This is a genomic window from Mesorhizobium sp. M2A.F.Ca.ET.043.02.1.1, from assembly GCF_003952405.1.
Classification (GTDB): domain Bacteria; phylum Pseudomonadota; class Alphaproteobacteria; order Rhizobiales; family Rhizobiaceae; genus Mesorhizobium.
This window is the reverse complement of record NZ_CP034445.1, coordinates 5,831,438-5,849,319: the sequence shown is the minus strand read 5'-3', so window position 1 is coordinate 5,849,319 and position 17,882 is coordinate 5,831,438. Positions and strand designations below refer to the sequence as shown.

Annotated in this window: 17 protein-coding genes and 1 pseudogene; 10 read left to right on the top strand and 8 right to left on the bottom strand. The window is 66.0% G+C overall.

Annotated features, from left to right (window positions below; translation table 11 throughout):
• Positions 1-220: 220 nt before the first annotated feature.
• Both EJ068_RS27955 and EJ068_RS27950 read left to right on the top strand, forming a co-directional pair.
• Entirely contained in the window at positions 221-1,474 is a 1,254-nt protein-coding gene (locus EJ068_RS27955; RefSeq protein ID WP_127249948.1) for a patatin-like phospholipase family protein, read from the top strand.
• 315 nt (positions 1,475-1,789) lie between these two features.
• A pseudogene (locus EJ068_RS27950) lies at positions 1,790-2,489 on the top strand (SDR family oxidoreductase).
• A gap of 24 nt (positions 2,490-2,513) precedes the next feature.
• Here EJ068_RS27950 and EJ068_RS27945 read toward each other — a convergent pair.
• Positions 2,514-2,753 (bottom strand): hypothetical protein, encoded by a 240-nt coding sequence (locus tag EJ068_RS27945; protein ID WP_126083422.1) that lies wholly within the window; start codon positions 2,751-2,753, stop codon positions 2,514-2,516.
• A gap of 139 nt (positions 2,754-2,892) precedes the next feature.
• Entirely contained in the window at positions 2,893-3,336 is a 444-nt protein-coding gene (locus EJ068_RS27940) for an SRPBCC family protein (RefSeq protein ID WP_126061566.1), read from the bottom strand.
• A 460-nt stretch (positions 3,337-3,796) separates the two neighbouring features.
• Between EJ068_RS27940 and EJ068_RS27935 the strand changes: the two genes are divergently transcribed.
• The 3 genes from EJ068_RS27935 to EJ068_RS27925 are packed head-to-tail and all read left to right on the top strand — an operon-like array spanning position 3,797 to position 8,299.
• Positions 3,797-5,224: a family 16 glycosylhydrolase gene (locus tag EJ068_RS27935; RefSeq protein ID WP_127249947.1), complete on the top strand. Its 1,428-nt coding sequence runs from the start codon at positions 3,797-3,799 to the stop codon at positions 5,222-5,224.
• Positions 5,225-5,263: 39 nt separating this feature from the next.
• Positions 5,264-6,976: a type I secretion system permease/ATPase gene (locus EJ068_RS27930; RefSeq protein WP_245463251.1), complete on the top strand. Its 1,713-nt coding sequence runs from the start codon at positions 5,264-5,266 to the stop codon at positions 6,974-6,976.
• Positions 6,977-6,979: 3 nt separating this feature from the next.
• The gene (locus EJ068_RS27925) at positions 6,980-8,299 is read left to right on the top strand and encodes an HlyD family type I secretion periplasmic adaptor subunit (RefSeq protein ID WP_127249946.1); all 1,320 of its coding nucleotides are present in this window, start codon (positions 6,980-6,982) and stop codon (positions 8,297-8,299) included.
• Positions 8,300-8,391: 92 nt separating this feature from the next.
• Here the strand turns inward: EJ068_RS27925 and EJ068_RS27920 are convergent, their stop codons facing one another.
• Positions 8,392-8,604 (bottom strand): hypothetical protein, encoded by a 213-nt coding sequence (locus EJ068_RS27920; protein ID WP_126083426.1) that lies wholly within the window; start codon positions 8,602-8,604, stop codon positions 8,392-8,394.
• Positions 8,605-9,062: 458 nt separating this feature from the next.
• Here EJ068_RS27920 and EJ068_RS27915 point away from each other — a divergent pair, with 458 nt between their 5' ends.
• The 5 genes from EJ068_RS27915 to EJ068_RS27895 all read left to right on the top strand — a co-directional run bounded on the left by EJ068_RS27915 (position 9,063) and on the right by EJ068_RS27895 (position 13,171).
• Positions 9,063-9,311: a DUF1127 domain-containing protein gene (locus tag EJ068_RS27915; RefSeq protein WP_189342314.1), complete on the top strand. Its 249-nt coding sequence runs from the start codon at positions 9,063-9,065 to the stop codon at positions 9,309-9,311.
• A gap of 244 nt (positions 9,312-9,555) precedes the next feature.
• Positions 9,556-10,134 (top strand): OsmC family protein, encoded by a 579-nt coding sequence (locus EJ068_RS27910; RefSeq protein ID WP_245463250.1) that lies wholly within the window; start codon positions 9,556-9,558, stop codon positions 10,132-10,134.
• 60 nt (positions 10,135-10,194) lie between these two features.
• Positions 10,195-11,418, top strand: coding sequence for an NAD(P)/FAD-dependent oxidoreductase (locus EJ068_RS27905; protein WP_127249943.1), 1,224 nt, complete (start codon positions 10,195-10,197; stop codon positions 11,416-11,418).
• An 11-nt stretch (positions 11,419-11,429) separates the two neighbouring features.
• Positions 11,430-12,719 (top strand): NAD(P)/FAD-dependent oxidoreductase, encoded by a 1,290-nt coding sequence (locus EJ068_RS27900; protein ID WP_127249942.1) that lies wholly within the window; start codon positions 11,430-11,432, stop codon positions 12,717-12,719.
• The gene (locus EJ068_RS27895) at positions 12,716-13,171 is read left to right on the top strand and encodes a MaoC family dehydratase (RefSeq protein ID WP_127249941.1); all 456 of its coding nucleotides are present in this window, start codon (positions 12,716-12,718) and stop codon (positions 13,169-13,171) included. The genes EJ068_RS27900 and EJ068_RS27895 overlap by 4 nt, the downstream gene beginning before the upstream one ends.
• 17 nt (positions 13,172-13,188) lie before the next feature.
• Here EJ068_RS27895 and EJ068_RS33505 read toward each other — a convergent pair whose 3' ends face one another.
• From EJ068_RS33505 to EJ068_RS27870, 5 genes are all read right to left on the bottom strand, one after another.
• Positions 13,189-14,742, bottom strand: a complete 1,554-nt coding sequence (locus EJ068_RS33505; RefSeq protein WP_245463249.1) for an alpha/beta fold hydrolase — start codon at positions 14,740-14,742, stop codon at positions 13,189-13,191.
• Between the two features lie 102 nt (positions 14,743-14,844).
• Entirely contained in the window at positions 14,845-15,090 is a 246-nt protein-coding gene (locus tag EJ068_RS27885; RefSeq protein ID WP_127249940.1) for a hypothetical protein, read from the bottom strand.
• Positions 15,091-15,176: 86 nt separating this feature from the next.
• The gene (locus EJ068_RS27880; protein WP_127249939.1) at positions 15,177-16,133 is read right to left on the bottom strand and encodes an EamA family transporter; all 957 of its coding nucleotides are present in this window, start codon (positions 16,131-16,133) and stop codon (positions 15,177-15,179) included.
• Positions 16,134-16,235: 102 nt separating this feature from the next.
• Positions 16,236-16,628, bottom strand: coding sequence for a hypothetical protein (locus EJ068_RS27875; protein ID WP_245463248.1), 393 nt, complete (start codon positions 16,626-16,628; stop codon positions 16,236-16,238).
• Between the two features lie 98 nt (positions 16,629-16,726).
• Positions 16,727-17,878, bottom strand: coding sequence for an FAD-binding oxidoreductase (locus tag EJ068_RS27870; RefSeq protein ID WP_189342198.1), 1,152 nt, complete (start codon positions 17,876-17,878; stop codon positions 16,727-16,729).
• Positions 17,879-17,882: the final 4 nt, after the last annotated feature.

Genomic DNA, 17,882 nt, shown 5'->3' with positions numbered 1-17,882 from the left:
GTGGGGGAGAGGTGGCTCGGCGAAGCCGAGACGGAGAGGGGGAGCGCCCTACGAAGTCCCCCTCTCCGTCCGCTTCGCGGACACCTCTCCCCCACTTCGTGGAGGCGAGGAACCCCAAGCTTCCCAACCCCGAAATTCCGCGATTCCGCCGCTTGCCAGAATGGCCGCGCTGGGCTGGATTAGGCGCCGGAACAGCCGCGCCTGAACGAGGGGAGCATTCATGGCCAGTGTGACGGCAGCGCGCGGTACCGGGGCGGCGCCAGGCGGCGCGGCCAGCATCGACGGCAAGGCCGAGCGCTACGACCTCGGCCTCTGCCTGTCGGGCGGCGGCTACCGGGCCATGCTGTTCCACGCCGGCGCGCTCTGCCGTCTCAACGAGGCGGGACTGCTCCAGAAGCTCGACATGGTGAGCTCGGTTTCGGGCGGCTCGATTGCGGCCGGGCTCTTGGCGGTGCTCTGGCCACGCTTCGTCTTCGCGGGCGGCGTCGCCAGCAATTTCGATATCTATCTCGACAGGATCCTGGAGTTCTCGCAGGTCTTCCTCGATGCGCCGTCGATCCTCAAGGGCCTGTTCAACCCGTTTTCGAGCGCGGCGCGCGAAGTCGCCGCCTGCTACGAGCGGAACTTATTCGACGGTTCCCGGCCGATGTTGAAGAGCCTGCCGGAAAAGCCCTGGTTCGTGTTCTGCTCCAGCAATCTCGGCACCGGCTCGCTGTTTCGGCTGTCGCGGCGCTACATCGCCGACTATCGCATCGGCGTCGCCTACCAGGCCGACCTGCCGGTCGCGACCGCGGTGGCTGCCTCCTCGGCTTTCCCGCCTTTCCTGTCGCCGCTTCGGCTCGACCTCACGCCCTTCGTGTGGAAGAACGATAAGCTCGACCCTTCGGTCGGCGCGCCGGTGCCGCCTTCCCGCGCCGTGCTCACCGATGGCGGCGTCTACGACAATCACGGCATCGAGCCGGCGCTGAAGCGCTGCCGCTGGCTGCTGGTGAGCGACGCCGGCGCGCCCTGGCAGGCTTCGAAGGCGGGCTACTGGAACTGGTTCTCGCAGCTCAAACGCGTGCTCGACACCACCGACAACCAGGTGCGCTCACTGCGGCGACGGGACCTGGTGGCGCGCTTCCAGGCGGCCAAGGACGCCGACGATCGCGGCCTGCCCAAGGACGCGACCCGGCCCGACTATGCGGCGACGCGCGGCGTCTTCTGGTCGATCGCCAGCAAGCCGGACGCGAGCGAGCCGAATTTCGTGCAGACCGCCGCGACCGCGCCGGCGGATATCGGCACCTCACTGCATTTCCTGGGCAGCGAAGAGACGGTCGACCTGGTGAACTGGGGCTATTGCGCAGCCGACCAGGCGCTGCGGAGCTGGTACGAGCCGGCGGTGGCGCCGGGAAAAGGCGTGCCGTTGAAGCCGGGCGATGTGACGCCGGGGCGCTGCGCGAGGGTTTCGAAGGCGCTGATGGGTGTTTTTTAGGTTTGAGCGAGGCGCCGAAGCTGCTGATCTCCCCCCTTGTGGGGGAGATGTCCGGCAGGACAGAGGGGGGCGCGAAGGAACGCGGCGCTGGCAATGCCTGGACGCCCACCTATTGGTAGTGGAGACATGGATAACCGCTGATACGCTGCGGGACAGCGCCCCCCTCTGGTCTGCCGACCATCTCCCCCACAAGGAGGGAGATTAGGCGCTCCGCGGCTTTCGCTAATCGCCTTGGCGCAATCCAATCCGGTTCATCACCTGCCCCGCGCATGCTAACAGGATCGCTTTCAACAATTCCAACGAGTGGACAGTGACATGGCAGGCGAAAAAGTAGCTCTGGTGACGGCGGGCGGCAGCGGCATGGGGGCGGCGGCGGCGAAGCGCCTGGCGGCCGACGGGTTCAAGGTCGGCGTGCTCTCTTCCTCCGGCAAGGGCGAGGCGCTGGGCAAGGAACTCGGCGGCTTCGGCGTCACCGGCTCCAACCAGTCGAATGATGAAGCGCCTCACGGACGGCGCGCTGGAGCGCTGGGGCCGCATCGACGTGCTGGTCAACAGCGCCGGCCACGGGCCGCGCGCGCAGATCATCGAGATCAGCGACGAGGACTGGCACAAGGGCATCGACACCTATTTCCTCAACGCCGTGCGCCCGACCCGGCTGGTGACGCCGGTGATGCAGAAGCAGAAATCAGGCGTCATCATCAACATCTCGACCGCCTGGGCGTTCGAGCCGAGCCCGATGTTCCCAACCTCGGCCGTGGCGCGCGCCGGGCTTGCCGCCTTCGCCAAGATCTTCGCCGACACCTATGCGGCCGACAACATCCGCATGAACAATGTGCTGCCCGGCTGGATCGACAGCCTGCCGACGACGAACGAGCGCCGCGACAGTGTGCCGATGAAGCGCTACGGCACGTCGGAAGAGATCGCCGCGACGATCTCGTTCCTGGCTTCGGACGGGGCGGCCTACATCACCGGACAGAACATTCGCGTGGATGGGGGCATCACAAGGGCGATATGAGGGTGGCGAGGACGCCGCCTCAGATCATCCCGGCTTGCGTGAATTGATCACCCACAGAACGCATAGGAAGGCTATCGAGCCCACCAGGACGATCGAATTGCCGACCACGATATTCCAGAACCGTGTCGGATCATCCGAGAGCGCGACCCAGTGCAGCTTGCCTCGGACTTCGCCCATCTTGATGCCGCAGGCAATGTTGTAGATCGCGATGGCGGCAAGCGCGGCCATCAGGACAAAGAGGTCGTTGTTCTTGTTGCGATCCATGGCAGCGGCTTTTATCAGCGCTTGGTGAAATATTGCTTACCTTGGGGAACGCGGCGGCCGGGAACCCGGCCGCCACGTTTTTCGGTTTGACGCAATTCCAGGCGGGAGGATCACGGCAACCGCGCCGGTTTGCCCGGGACTATTGATTGATCTCCGGCTCGACGAGCTTGGCCAGGTTGCGCAGCGATTCCTGCCAGCCGAGATAGCAGGCCTCGGCGGGGATGGCGTCCGGTATGCCGGCCTGGGTGATGTTGATCTCGGTGCCCACCAACACTTTCTTCAAGGTCACCGTCACCTCGATCTGGCCCGGCAAATTGGGATCGTCGAAGCGGTCGGTGTAGCGCAGGCGCTCGCCCGGGACGAGCTCGACGAATTCGCCGCCGAAGGAATGGCTGCCGCCGGTGGTGAAGTTACGGAAGGACATCTTGTAGGCGCCGCCGACCTTGCCCTCGAACTCATGCACCGTGCAGGTGAAGCCGTTCGGCGGCAGCCACTTGGCCAGCGCGTCGGCCTCGACGAATGCGCGATAGACCTTCTCCGGCTTGGTCGCCAGGACGCGGTGCAGGTGGATGGTGCTCGGCATGTCTCGATATCCTCTCTGGTTTCGTTGATCGATGCCCCAAGGACGGGCGGCCTCCAGCCGATCCGACAGAGGCTGTCAAATTTTTCGCCCCGCGGCTACCGTGCCGCTTTGTGACGGGGATAGGACGTTGGTGCTGCGATCGGGTTTCCGGCTCGAATGTCCACCGTCGCGCTTGGCGACTCAACCCTCGTTCATCGCGGGCGCCGCGCTGGTCAATTGCGATCACGAGCAGCATTCTGCCCAATATTTTGGCATGAGTCTCGCAATATTGAGTAAAATTGGGTAATTCGAGGTGTAATTATCGCGCTTAAATTGCATTAGATACACCTTATCATAATCATTTCTAATCATTAATCGATGAATGGCAATTTTTACTGTACTGTGACGCGATTCCTTGGAACCATAGGCCGGCTTTGCAGGTTGGCCTGAAAGTCAGCCACCACCCAGGAAGGAGTGTCCGATGAGCTTCGTCGTCAACGCGATAGGCGTTCCTCTTTATTATAGCGGCGCTTCCAACCATTGGTTTTCGGCGTCCTCGCCCGGGACGTTCAACGGCAGCAGCGGCAACGACTCCATCTGGGCCTCCAGCGGCGTCAACGTCACCATGTATGGCGGCCAAGGCGACGACATCTATTACCTCTATTCGGCGAGCAACAAAGTGGTCGAGTACGCCGGCCAGGGCGTCGACACCATCAACACATGGATGAGCTACACGCTGCCCAACAATGTCGAGAACCTCGTCGTCACCAACGCCCACAACTATGCCTTCGGCAATGCGCTGGACAATATCATCACCGCCAAGGGCGGCGGCCAGACCCTGGACGGCGGCGCGGGCAACGATGTGCTGATCGATGGCGGCGGCGGCGGCGCCGACACTTTCATCATCGCCAAGGGCAATGGCAGCGACTCCATCGTCAATTTCGCCGCGAACGACACCGTGCGGCTCGATGGCTACGGCTTCACTACCTTCGCCGCCATCCACGACAGCATGATCCAGGCGGGGCCGAATGTGGTGCTGAACCTCGGATCGGGCGAGATCCTCGAATTCAAGAACACGACCATCGACAAGTTCCAGCCCAGCCAGTTCCAGCTGCCGATCGACAAGTCCGGCATGACGCTGTCCTTCAGCGACGAGTTCAACACGCTGAACCTCAACAATAGCCAGGGCGGCACTTGGGACACCAACTTCTGGTGGGGCGCGGCGAACGGCAGCACGCTGACCCGGAACAACGAGCTGCAATGGTATATCGACGCCAATTACGCGCCGACCAGCTCGGTGCATCCGTTCAGCATCGACAATGGCGTGCTCACCATCACCGCGGCGCAGGCGCCGGCCGACATCAAGCCGCTGATCAACAATTACGAATACACCTCCGGCTTGCTCACCACGCATGACTCGTTCTCGCAGACCTATGGCTATTTCGAAATGCGCGCCGACCTGCCGGAAAACGCCGGCGCCTGGCCGGCCTTCTGGCTGCTGCCGGAAGACGGTTCGTGGCCGCCGGAACTCGACGTGGTGGAGATGTATGGCCAAAAGCCGAATTCGCTGCTGATGACGGCGCATACCCTCGAGACGGGCCAGCACACGACGGTCGGATCCACGGTGAACGTCATGGATACCGCCGGCTTCCACACCTACGGCCTGTTGTGGACGCCGGACAAGCTGGTCTGGACCTATGACGGCGTGCAGGTCGCGCAAGCGGCAACCCCGTCGGACATGAACAAGCCGATGTACATGCTGGTCGATCTCGCGGTCGGCGGCCAGGCCGGCGCGCCGCCGGATCATCTCGCCACGCCGGCCCAGATGAAGATCGACTACATTCACGCCTACACGCTGGACGAACTGCAGCAGAGCCATTTGAACGTCACGGCCGAACACACAGCCTAGGCGTCCAGGGCAATGTCGCGAGAGCGCCCTCCGACCAGCTTGCGGCCCGTTTCCCTGCGCGGCGTGTTCCTGCGCGCGGTCAGCGATGTCGGCCTGTTCTCGCTGCTGATCAACCTGCTGCTGCTGGTGGTCCCGCTTTACCTGCTCCAGGTCTATGACCGGGTGCTGCCCTCCTCCAGCGTCGAAACGCTGGTCTATCTGTCGGTCATCGCAGTCGCGGCGCTCGGCTTCCTCGGCTTTCTCGACGCCGTCCGCGCCGTCTACACGCAGCGCATCGCCGCCACCGTCAATGACAGGTTGGGCGCGACGGTTTTCGCCGCTTCGCTCGGCGACCGGAGCGGGCCGTCGCCGCTCGCCGACCTCGCCGCGGTCTGCGCCTTCATCCGCTCGCGCGGTGTGGCGGTGCTGTTCGACCTGCCCTTCGCGCCGGTCTTCCTCGGCCTGCTCTACCTCATCCATCCGGTGCTGTTCTGGGTGACGCTCGGCGGCACCGCGCTGCTGGTCGTGCTGGTCGTGGCCAACCAGCTTGCCATCGGCAGGAACGATGCGCTCTCCGCGGAGCGCTCGGCTCTGGCCAGCCGGGCCGAGCAGGCCTTTGCCCGCAACGCCGAGACGCTGCGCGCCATGGGGATGGTGGAAAACGCCGCGCGCGCATGGGGACGGCATGTGGCGGAGGCGCTCGTGCTGCATGACCGCTCGGCCAGCGCCAATGCGATCTTCAGCGGCACTTCCAGGGCGCTGCGCATGATTCTGCAGCTGGCGATCCTCGGCGCCGGCGCCTGGCTGGTGCTGAAGGGCGAGATGACGGCCGGCATGATCTTCGCCTCCTCGCTGGTGTCGTCGCGCGCGCTGCAGCCGCTCGACCAGCTGATCGGTTCGTGGCGACAGATCGGCGAGGCCAGGCGCGCCTGGACGCGGCTGCAGGTCGCGCTTGCGGCGCAGCCGGCACAAGCAAGCAAACTAACCTTGCCCGATCCGGCCGGCGCGATTGCCGCGCAGGATCTTTTCTTCATCGGGCCGAATGCGACGTTCGGCGCCGAGCCGATCCTGAAGCGGCTGAGCTTCGCGATTCAGCCCGGCGAAGCAGTGGCGATCGTCGGCCCGAGCGGCGCCGGCAAATCGACGCTGGCGCGGCTGCTTGTCGGGGCGACTCAGCCGAGCGGCGGCTCGGTCCGGATCGACGGCGCCGAGCTCAGGACCTGGGACGAGAGCCAGCTTGGCCGGCATATCGGCTATCTGGCGCAGGAGGTGGAGCTTTTCCCCGGCTCGGTCAGCGAGAATATTGCCCGCTTCGAGGCAGGCGCGGACGACGCGGCGATCATCGAGGCGGCAAGACGCGCCGAGGCGCATGAGCTGATCCTTTCGCTGCGCGACGGCTACCAGACGATGGTCGCCGGGACGCTGTCGGGCGGCGAGCGGCAGCGGATCGGGCTGGCGCGCGCCTTCTACGGCAATCCGCGCATCCTGGTGCTGGACGAGCCGAGCACGCATCTCGATGGCGCCGGCGAAACGGCGCTCGAAGCGGTGCTGGCGGCCGCGCGCGCGGCGGGCGTCACCACGATCGTCATCACGCATCGCCCTTCGATCGCAGCGGCCTGCGACCGCGTGATGGTCCTGCGCGGCGGCGTCATCGAGGCGTTCGGACCGAGCGCCGAGGTGCTGCGGCAACCAGGCGCGCAGCGGAGCACGGTGGTGACGGGATCGTTCGCTCCGGTCATCCGCGCCTCGCAGACCATCCGCCGCGGGTCGTAGGCGATGTCCGCGCCAAGCCTCAGCTTCCACGACCGCCCGCGCACCGATTTCCGGCGCACAGCCTTTGCCGGTTACGCGGCGATCGCCCTGCTGGTCGGCGGCTTCGGCACCTGGGCGGCTCAGGCGCCTTTGGCCGGCGCGGTGATCACGCAAGGCACGATCGCGGCCACGGGCGGCAACATCCTGATCCAGCATCGCGAGGGCGGCATCATCAGGCAATTGCTTGTGCATGAAGGCGACCGCGTGCGCGAAGGCCAGGAGCTCATCCTGCTCGACCGGACCGCCCCGGAGGCCGATCTCAACCGGCTAACGAGGCAGTGGATCGCGCTCAAGGCGAATGCCGCGCGGCTGGAGGCCGAGCGCGACGGGCTGGACCGGCTGGCGCCGATCAGCGAGCCCGCGCCGGCGCCGTTCCAGCCGGAGTTCCAGAACCTGATCCGCGAACAGCAGAAGGAGTTCGACGCAAGGCTTGCGCGCTTCCGCTCGGAGCAGTCGATCCTGGCGCAGCGGGTCGCCATGCATCGCGAGTCGGTCAAGGGCCTGAACGCGCAGAAGGCGGCCATCGAGCAGCAGACCGAGGTGGTGAAGAAGGAACTCGGTATCAAGACCGACCTTCTCAGCAAGGGCCTCACCAACCGCACCGAATATTCGCAGCTGCTGCGCTCGGAGGCCGACCTTGTCGGCCAGGCCGGCGCGCTGGCGGCGTACCTTGCCTCCGCCAACACGCAGATCGCGGAGGCCGAAGCGCAGACCGAGCGCGCCACCACGCAGCGCGTCGAGGAGGCGCTGACCAAGCTCGACGACGTGCGCACCAACCTCGCCGACATCGAGGAGCAGATGCGCGCCGCGCAAGCCGTGCTGAAGCGCACGACGATCACCGCGCCGGCGGCGGGCATCGTCGTGTCCTCCACCTATAATTCGCAAGGCAGCGTGGTCGCGCCCGGCGAGAAGATCATGGAGATCCTGCCCACGTCATCCGGCCTGGTGGTGGACGCAAAGCTCAGGCCTAGGGACATCGACCAGGTGCATGTCGGCCAGAAGGCGAAGCTCAGGCTGTCGGCGCTCAACACGCGGCTCACGCCAGAGGTGCCGGCCACGGTGAGCGAGATCTCAGCCGACCGGCTGATCGACGAAACCACCCACGAGCCCTATTTCCGCGCCAGGCTGAAGATCGCCGATGCCCTGCCGCCCGGCGTGAAGCGAGAACAGCTTTATCCCGGCGCACCGGTCGACACCTTCATCAGCACCGGCGACCGGACCTTCTTCGAATATCTGGTGCGGCCGATGATGGATTCGTTCGCAAGGGCATTTGCGGAAAGGTAGGGGCGGGTTACCGGCGGCCGTTGCGGTGAGCGGCAGGCCTATGGCCAGGCGCCGGGTAGTTGCCCTCGGGACATCGGCGTTGGGCAGACGGCTTACTCCAGAAACATCAAGGCCGTGGCCAGGAATCCCATCCCGAAGCAAGACGCCATCGAATAGGCGATCATCCCGGCAGCCACATAGTCGCCCGCGCCCGACGACAGATGGCTGCCGAGTGTGCCGAAAGCCAGGAGCCAGCACGCCACGGCCAACCCGATGATCGCCCCGATGGCGAGGTTCTTGATAACAAAGAGCACCAGTGGAGGCATGAGCGCGGCTCCCAAAGAGCATTTCGCGGCGGCCCACGGCTTGCGGCCTCGTGAGCCGGCTGCTGTCACTCAACGCCGGGACAGGCATCTGGTTGCTCCTCCCATCTGTTTTCGCTGCTGAACCGGTTCTAGGGGCGGCTTGCCTGCCGGCATGGGTTTCGGCGATACGCGAGGGTGCGAACCGCCAGCCTCTTGCCGATGTCCGCCCGTGTCTTCGTTTGCGGGCCCGCAAAGCCACGCCTCAATCCGGGCGCGGGCCGCAGGCCCCGCGAAGACGAAGCGATCGCGCCAGGCTTCGAGGCGGACGTGCTCCGTGCCAAGGACGATATTTCAAACTGAGAAATCGCCAGATTCCACGGCAGTTTCGACGCCCGCTCCAACGCTGGCTCCCCCGGTCGTCAGCGACAGTCCTGCCATCGCCGACGCGAAATGGTCGCGCCGCAAAAATGGAGACGACGATGACGAGTTTGGAGCATACCGCTTATGAAACCGGCCGGTCGGGCATCGGCCCGATCGGCTTTGCCGGCCGGGCGCTGCGGCTTTTCTATCATGCGATGAGGATGCGCAGCGACCGCGCCGCCTTGCATGCCATGCCTGACTATCTGCTCAAGGACATGGGCATCACGCGTTCGGGAATCGACTACTACACCTCGACGCGCCGCGCTGCCTCCGGCACCGGCGGGGTGGACATCCGCACCATCGGCTAGCCGCCGATAGCGATCGCGGCCACGCCGTCGACAAGCCCCGGGCGCTTCCCCACGCCCGGGGTTTTGCGTTCGGGCGCATCGGCTCAAGCGGTGAGCCACCTCGTTTCAAACGATACGTCCATGCCAATTTCCACGGTGGGCGTATGAAAAATTCCACGGTCGCATCCACTCTCGTTCAAACGCTCCAACGGCAAACAGAGGCCGTCACGGCAACCAAGCCGCAAAACAACCTTTGGAGATGATGATGCAACCCAACACCAAACCTGCACGGCTTCCTCTCAATGGCGTCGACACGCCGAACCTGATGGCGACGATCAATTTCGTCGCCGGGCAGCCGGAGCTCGCCAAGTTCCAGTTCCGCGCACACAATGAGTGGATCGAGGGCACGCACAGCAAGACCGTCATGCATGGCTTCTTCGGCGCCGGCAACGAGCAGAAGCACGAGAAGCCGCATTATGCCGACGCCGACCATCCGGCGATTCTGTGCGGCGCCGACAATGCGCCGACCCCGGTCGAGTGGCTTCTTCACGGGCTGGCTGGCTGCCTGATGGCCGGCGTCGCCAACATCGCCGCCGCGCGCGGCATCAAGCTCACCAAGGTGAAGTGCTCGGTGGACGGCGACATCGACCTGCGCGGCATCCTCGGCATCTCCGATGAGGTCCGCAACGGCTTCCAGAACATCCATGTGTCGTTCGAGATCGAAGGCGACGCGCCGGCCGAAAAGCTCCAGCAGCTGGTCGAGCAGTCGCGTGCCCGTTCGGCCGTCTTCGACGTGCTGACCAAGGGCGTGCCGGTCACCGTCGGCATCAAGACCATCCAGTAAGCCGACAGGCGGTCCGGAACCGGTCCGGGCCGCTTCCCTCTCCTCGGACGGAACTGAACCATGAGACGCGCTGTCGTCATCATCGGCGCGGGCCAGGCTGGCCTTGCGCTCAGCCATTGCCTCAGCCAGGCCGGCATCGACCATGCCGTGCTGGAGCGCGGGCGCATCGGCGAGCGCTGGCGCTCGCAGAGCTGGCGCTCGCTTCGGCTGCTCACGCCGAACTGGCTGAATGCACTCCCCGGCTCGCCCTACAAGGGCGGCGATCCGGACGGCTTCATGAGCAAAGGGGCGTTCGTGGAAAGCCTGGAGCGCTACGCCTGGCAATGGCATGCGCCCGTCGAGACCAATGTCGAGGTCATCGCCGCCCGGCGGACCAGCGACGGCTTTGGCCTGCGCACCAGCGCCGGCGACTGGTCGGCGCGCGCGGTCGTCGTGGCGACGGGGCATTGCGACCGGCCGGTCATCCCGTTTGGGGCCGAAACCATTCGCGGACCGCTGAGCATCCACGCTTCGGATTATCGCTCGCCCGGCGAGCTGCCAGGCGGCGGCGTGCTGGTCGTCGGCGCATCATCCTCCGGCGTGCAGATCGCCGACGAGCTCGCCCGCGCCGGGCGCCGCGTGGTGCTTTCGGTCGGCAAGCATACGCGGCTGCCCAGAACATGGCGCGGCCACGACATCTTCTTCTGGCTCTGCGCGATGGGTCTGATGGCGCAGCGCCCCGAAGACCTCGCCAATCCGGAAGGCGCCCGGCGCCAGCCATCGCTGCAGCTCGCCGGCCGGCCGGACAGGGCCGATGTCGATCTCGCCACGCTGCAGGCGCTCGGCGTGGAACTGACCGGGCGGGTGCGCGGCGTCGGCGACGGCGAGATCGGCTTCGCGGGCGATCTTGGGGCGCACATCGCGGCAGCCGAAGCCAAGCAGGCGCGCCTACTCGGCCAGATCGACCGGTTCGCGGGTGTGGCGACACCATACCGGCCCGAGCCGGTGGTGATGCCGGCATCCTCCGCGGAGCGGCTGTCGCTGACCGACGGATCGATCCGAACCATCATCTGGGCGACCGGCTATGCGCGCTCGTTCGGCTGGCTGGAGCCGCTGGCGCTCGGCGGCGATGGCGAGCTCGCGCATCAGGGCGGCGTCACCAGCGTGCCCGGCCTCTACGCGCTCGGCTTCCGCTTCCTGCGCAAGCGCGATTCCAACTTCATCGGCGGCGTCGGGGCGGATGCCGAGGCGATCGCCGGCGAAATCTCCCGTCATCTCGACCGCAACGGCCGCAAGGCGGCCTGAGGACCACGACCATGGCAACAATCTCCCTCATGGCCTCCCCGAGGCGCGGCCATTACGATGCGATCATCGTTGGCGCTCGTTGCGCGGGCGCCGCGACCGCGATGCTGCTCGCCCGCGCGGGCCTCAATGTGCTGGCGATCGACCGCAAGCCCTATGGCTCGGACACGCTGTCGACACATGCGCTGATGCGGCCCGCGGTGCTGCAATTGTGGCGCTGGGGCCTGCTCGAGCCGTTGCTCAAGGCCGGGACGCCGCTGATCGAGACGACGACGTTCCACTATGGCGACGACGAGATCACCGTCCCGCTTGCCTCCGGTTCGGACCTACCCGGCCTGATCGCGCCGCGGCGCACGGTGCTCGACCGCATCCTGGTCGACGCGGCGCGCAAGGCTGGCGCGGAGATCCTGCACGAAGTCGCGGTCGGCGATCTCTTCGCCGACACGCGCGGGCGGGTGCGCGGCGTCGATATCCGAGATGCCGGCCGCGCATCGCTCCGGGTCAGCGCCGATATCGTGGTCGGCGCCGACGGCATCGGCTCGCTAGTGGCAAAATGCGTCGACGCCCAGCCCTTGCGGCGCGGCGCGGTGTCCGCCGCCCATGTCTATGGCTATGCGCCCGTCGAGCCGGGCGCCGGCTATCACTGGTACTTCCGCGACGGGATCGCCGGCTCCTTCATCCCGACCAATGACGGCGTCGCCTGCATCGTCGCCTCGGTGCCGACCGGCCTGTTCGACCAGCGCTTCCGCCTCGGCCATGCGCGTGCCCGCATGGATGTGCTCGAAGCGCTTGCGCCGGCGCTGGCGGAACAGGCGGCCCTGGCGCCGAAGGACACTCGCCTGCAGGCGTTCCGCGGCGTGCCGGGCTACATCCGCCAGCCGCACGGCCCCGGCTGGGCGCTGGTGGGTGACGCCGGCTTCTTCCGCGACCCGATCACCTCGCACGGCATTTCCGATGCGCTGCGCGACGCCGAAACTCTGGCGCGGGCCATCCTCGATGGCTCGGAGGCGGCATTCGCGATCTGGCAGCAGCAGCGCGACCTGATCGCCAACCAGATCCTGGATATCACCGACGCGATCGCCGGCTTCGACTGGACGCTCGACGATCTCGGCGGGCGGCATCGCCGCTTCAGCGGCGTGCTGAAGGCAGAGGTGCAGGCCCTGGCAGGCCAGCCCATGCCTGGCCGTCGGGCACCCTTCCCTGCATCGCGGCCGACGGCGCATCGGGCGCCGGCCAATCAGGACGAGCCGCCGGCTTCGGCCGGCTCGAATCTCAATCGCAACCGAACCGGAGCAAGGCCATGACTGTGCATGTGATGAAGGACGGCTGGGTCGGCGTCACCAAGGGCCGGCCAAAGGTGGGCGCCTTTGCCGAGCGCTCGCGGCGCACCCAACCGCAGGATATCGACGCCTTCGCCGAGATGACCGGCGACCGTAACCCATTGCATTACGACAAGGCACTGGCCGAGGCCTCGGTGTTCGGCAAGCTCATCGTGCAGGGCGGCGTCACCTCCGGGATCCTGAACGCGGTGGTGGCGGAGGACCTTCCCGGCCCCGGTTCGGTGTTCCTCGAAGTGTCGTGGAAATTCGTCAAGGCGGTCGGCGTCGGCGAGCTGATCACCGGCCGCGTCGAGGTCAAGGAGGTGCGCGCCGACAAGCCGATCACGAAGCTGGAGACGTCGGTGCGCAACGAAGCCGGCGAGCTTTGCCTCACCGGCACCGCGACGGTTTTCACCGTGCCGCTCGCCAAGGGTTGAGGACTTCGCGTATCCGCTTACCTGCCCGCCGTCTCGGCGATGAAAGCGCGAACGTGGTCTATGAACTCCTCGAAGGCGGGTTCGCCTTCGAGCAGGATGTGGTTCTGGCTTTCGAGCTCGATGAAACGCGCGCCGGGAATGCCCGCGGCCATGGTGCGCCCGGATTCGACGGGAGCGACGTTGTCGTCGCGCGCGTGCAGCACCAGCGTCGGCACCTTCACCTTTTCCAGCAAATCGCTGACATCGATCACTGAAAAGGCGCTCTGCAGGCGCCAGGCATCGTCGGGGGAGACAGTACGCAGCATCAGATCGTCCATCCAGGCGAAATGCTCGTGGGTGGCGCCGGGGATGAACATGGAGCAGAAGGCCTGGCGGAACATCGGGTTCGGCTTGCCCCAGCTTTCGCGCATCAGCGTCGCCACGGCCTCGCGTGTCGCGATCTCGCCGGCGTCGCCCCGCGCCCGCCAGCCTTTGACGTAACCGCCATAGAGGATCATGCCCGATACTTTCTCGGGATGGCGGATGGCGTAGGCGATCGAAACCGCGCAGCTCTGCGACAGGCCGAGCAATGTGAAGCGGTCGAGCCCCGTCGCCTCGACCACGCGTTCGAGGTCGGACACCATGGTCTCGAACGAGATGTCGACGACCTGCCGCTGCGACAAGCCGTTGCAGCGTTCGTCATAGCGCACCAGCCGATTGTGGCGCGACAATTCACGCATCCAGTGCCGCCAGATCGGGCTGTCCCAGTCGAAGGTGAGATGCGACATCCAGTGCGCGGCGCGCAGGATCACCGAGCCGCTGCCGGTGCTGGCATAGGCGAGCCTGGTGCCGTCGAGAGCCCGGCAGAATTGCACGGCGCGGCCGGGATCCTGCGGTAACGCAGCGGGTTTCGACGGCGGCTGCGGCGGCGTGGGGGGAGCAGACTGCGGCGCACGGCCGGTTGCCTGAGCGGCAGCCGACCGAACCTTCTCCTCCAGCGCCTCGGTCTCGGCGGCGAGGCCGGCGTCGTCCGGCAGGAGGCGGCGCAGGCGCCGGGCGAAGGGCAGCGCCCGTCGCGGCTCACCTGGCAGACGCTCGACCAGCTCGCGCAGGATGCCAAGCTCGACGATCTCCACCTCGCTGGCGATGGCCTGTCGCCAGGCTTCATAGTCGAAGCAGCGCTCGAGCGAGAGGTCGGCGAGAAAGCCGCCGCGGATCGAGACCAGGACGGCTTCAAGCTCCTCGGTCGAGTGTGACGAAAGGTCAGCCTTCACCAGCGGCGCCAGCTGCGCATAGTCCGTCGCGATGTTGAGTACGACGGCGTTGCGGTCGGCGCTCAAAGCGGATTCGTCGGTGCCCAGCACCTGGCGGATCTTGGAGAGGCTCCAGCGCAAGGCGCCGCGCGGGTCGTCGGGAATGTCCCAGAATATCTCGCATAACCGCTCGCGCTGATGCTGCCTGCCGGTGACGCCGAGGTAAGCGAGCAGCGCCCGCGTCTTGCGCGACGGCGGCAGGTCCAGCGGCTGGCCGTCGCGCGTGACCTGAAAATCGCCAAGCACGCGCAGTTCCAGCCTGTGCTGAGGGCCGTTCATGCGTTCACGCGCTTGTCGATCGCCATGGTCCCCTTCGGCCGAGGCCGCCGCTGCGAAGGGCAGCCAATAGCAAAAATGGCTAATTTAGGAAAGCTTGGCGGTTCAAGGCAGCAGCAGCTTCAATCGTGAGAGCCTGAGGCGCGCCAGGCGCCGCGCCGGGTTGTGAAAGGCTTCCAGGCCGGCCTCGACCAGGAAGGCCAAGGTCATCAACTCGATCAGGAATTCGTCGGCCGCGTCGAAAGTGGCGCGTGAGCCGGCAGCGAGATGCTTGAGCAGAGCGCGAGCTTCCTCGACCGCGTCGGCGCTGCCGGTGTCGATCAACGCTTCGAGCCTGGTGAAGCAGTCCATGTCGATTCTCTCCGCCCCGCCAAGGCGATAGATCGACTTGGCGGCGGAGACATCCACATATGTTAAGCGAGCTGCTTTGGGCCTGCTCACGCCTTGGATCGAACCGCCCTTGGCTTGAGGACCGTTGCCAGCACGACACCGACGACAATGAAGGCGGCGCCAAGCAAATCGTAGTCATGCAGGCTCTCGCCGAGCAGCAGATAGGCGAGGATGGCGACGAACAGCGTCTGCAGATAGAGCAGCATGCTTGCCCGGCTGGCGCCCAGCGTCTCGACGCTCTTGTTGTAGAGATAATACATCAGCGCACCGCCGGGGCCGGCCAGATAAGCGAGCGCGAGCAGGCCCTTGCCATTCAGGGCGGAGCGCTCGTCGTTGAATATCTCCCAGAGATGGAACGGCAGCGCCACCAGCGCGCCGGCGCCGAGCAGGAGGACCACCAATGGCAGAAGCTCGAGGCCGAATTTGGAGCGGCGCAGCAGCACCGTGTAGAGCGCCCAGCAGAAGGCGCTGCCGACGATCCACAATTCGCCGATGTTGAAGCGCAGTTGCACCAGCGCGCCGATATTGCCATGCGCGACGATGACCAGCATGCCGGCAAGTGCTGCAACCGCGCCGAGCGCTTTCCAGAGGCCGAGCGGTTCGCCCAGCACCAGGCGCGCCAGCACCATGGTCATGATCGGCGACATCGCCATGATGATGCCGGCCGTGGTCGCGTCAGTGTCGTTCAGTCCACGGTAGATCATGCCCTGGCAAAATGTCAGGCCGATCGCGCCGACGGCGACGATCTCAAGGGGGCGGGATTTGAGAAGCGCCAGCATGGCGCCGTGATGGCGGTGCACGATCGGCAACAGGATGGCGCAGGCGAGCAAGAGCCGCCAGAAGCACAACCCCCAGGGCGGCATTTCCGGCGCCACCCATTTGGCCGCGATATAGACGCCGGCCGAAAGCAGCCAGCACAAGACGGCGGTCGGATAACCGCCTAGCGAGGGTATCGAGATCGCGGCAGGTTGCTCCGCCGGATGCGCTATCGGTATCGCCTGCATCGCATGCCCCCGTTCGAGAACGTCAGCCCAGACGTAAGCGGCAGTCTACCTCATCCCGGGCTTGTTCCCTATGGCCGGCGATGGAGGGGCACCGTCCAACGATCAGTGCGGTGTGTCGCTCGCCGGGTGCAACAAATCCCAGGCCGAGCCGACGCGACCATTGAACTGCGTTGCGAAGCGTTCGGCCTCGGTGCCTTCGAGGCCGTCGTCGACAAGCGCCTCGATGCTTCGGCGCAGCAGAGCGAGTTGCATCCGCCGCGCATGACTCCTGTCGGTTTCGCGCATGATGGCCGTGACGTGATAGGCCACGACCGGCTGGCCGAGACAGGAGAGAAGCGCTCCCGAGCCCGCCGTTGCCGCAGTGACTGCTTCCTCGATATTCATGCCGGCGCTCCTCATCAAAGATGCTGGGCGCCTCCCCGGCAGATGGCGGCGATAGCGCCGCTTCTTTTCTAATTCCGGCGTCGCGAGACCATCGCTCGCAGCCAGACTCAAGTATCCTCCAGAACAATATTGAAGGCGACCGGATAGTTAATTGATGGTTAACGCGAACGGTCGCATCTTGGACGTTCGGCCCCGTCAAAACACATCGGTCAGTGGCCGGGAATGTTGCGCTCGGCCGATGGCGCGAGGCTCTGCGAGCCAAGTACCGAAACCGGCGCGCCCTGAAGCACCCAGTCGGCGGCGATCTGGCCGATGACCGGGGCGAGCTGGATGCCGTAGCCGCCGGCGCCGGCGGCGGTGATCAGCGCCGGCTCCGAGACATCGATCGGCCCGACAAAGGGGCGATGGTCGGCGGTCACCGGGTAGAGGCCCGCCCAGCCCCGGCCGAGCCGCGCGCCAGGCAGGTCGGGCACGCGTTCCAGAAGCAGCTCGGCCAGATCGACCTTCGATTGCTCCTCGCACTGGTCGTTGTAATTGTCGGGGTCTTCCGGCGCGGTCGAATTCACCTTGTGGATCTCGGCGATCAGCTCGCCCGGTTTTTCGTGGCGGAAGTTGAGGCCGCTGCCTTCGCCGTTCACCAGGTCCATCACCATCGGCATGGTGTAGCCGAGCGGCTCGTCGAGATGGATGACGACGGCTTCGTGGCGCTCTGGCCAGATGTGCAGGCGCTGGCCGAAAAGTGTTGCGACCTGCGGCGCCCAGGCGCCGCCCGCATTGACCACGGCGTCGGCATCCACTGGGCCATGACTGGTCTCCAGCCTATAGCCGCCCGGCCGCCGTTCTACGCCAAGCAGCTTGCGGTACTGGCGGATCTCGCCGCCCTTGGCGCGTAGGATGCCAGCCAGGAAATTGCACATTTCATGCGGATCGAGGAAGCCGTTGTCGGGTCCGAACAACCCGCCTTCGAGGCCGTCGGGATTGATGTGCGGCACGAGGTCCCGGAGCTCGTTTGCGCGGACCAGGCGCGACCTTAAGCCCGCCTCGCCCTGGATCTCGACCGATCTCGCGAACAGCGCCATCTGCGCTTGCGTGCGCGCCAGCCGCAGATAGCCGATATGGTTGAAGCGTAGCCCCTCGCCCTCCCATTGGCGGAACCGGCGCAGCGAATGGACGCGCAGCAGGATCTCGAACGGATCGGTCAGCTGCGATCCGACGACGCCGACCGAGCGGCCGCTCGACCCCGAAGCGATCGACTGCGCTTCGAGCACCGTGACGCGCGCGCCCTGCTCGACGAGGTTGAGCGCCGTGCACATGCCCAGCGTGCCCGCGCCGATCACCACGACATGAGGAGAAGCTGTCATCTGT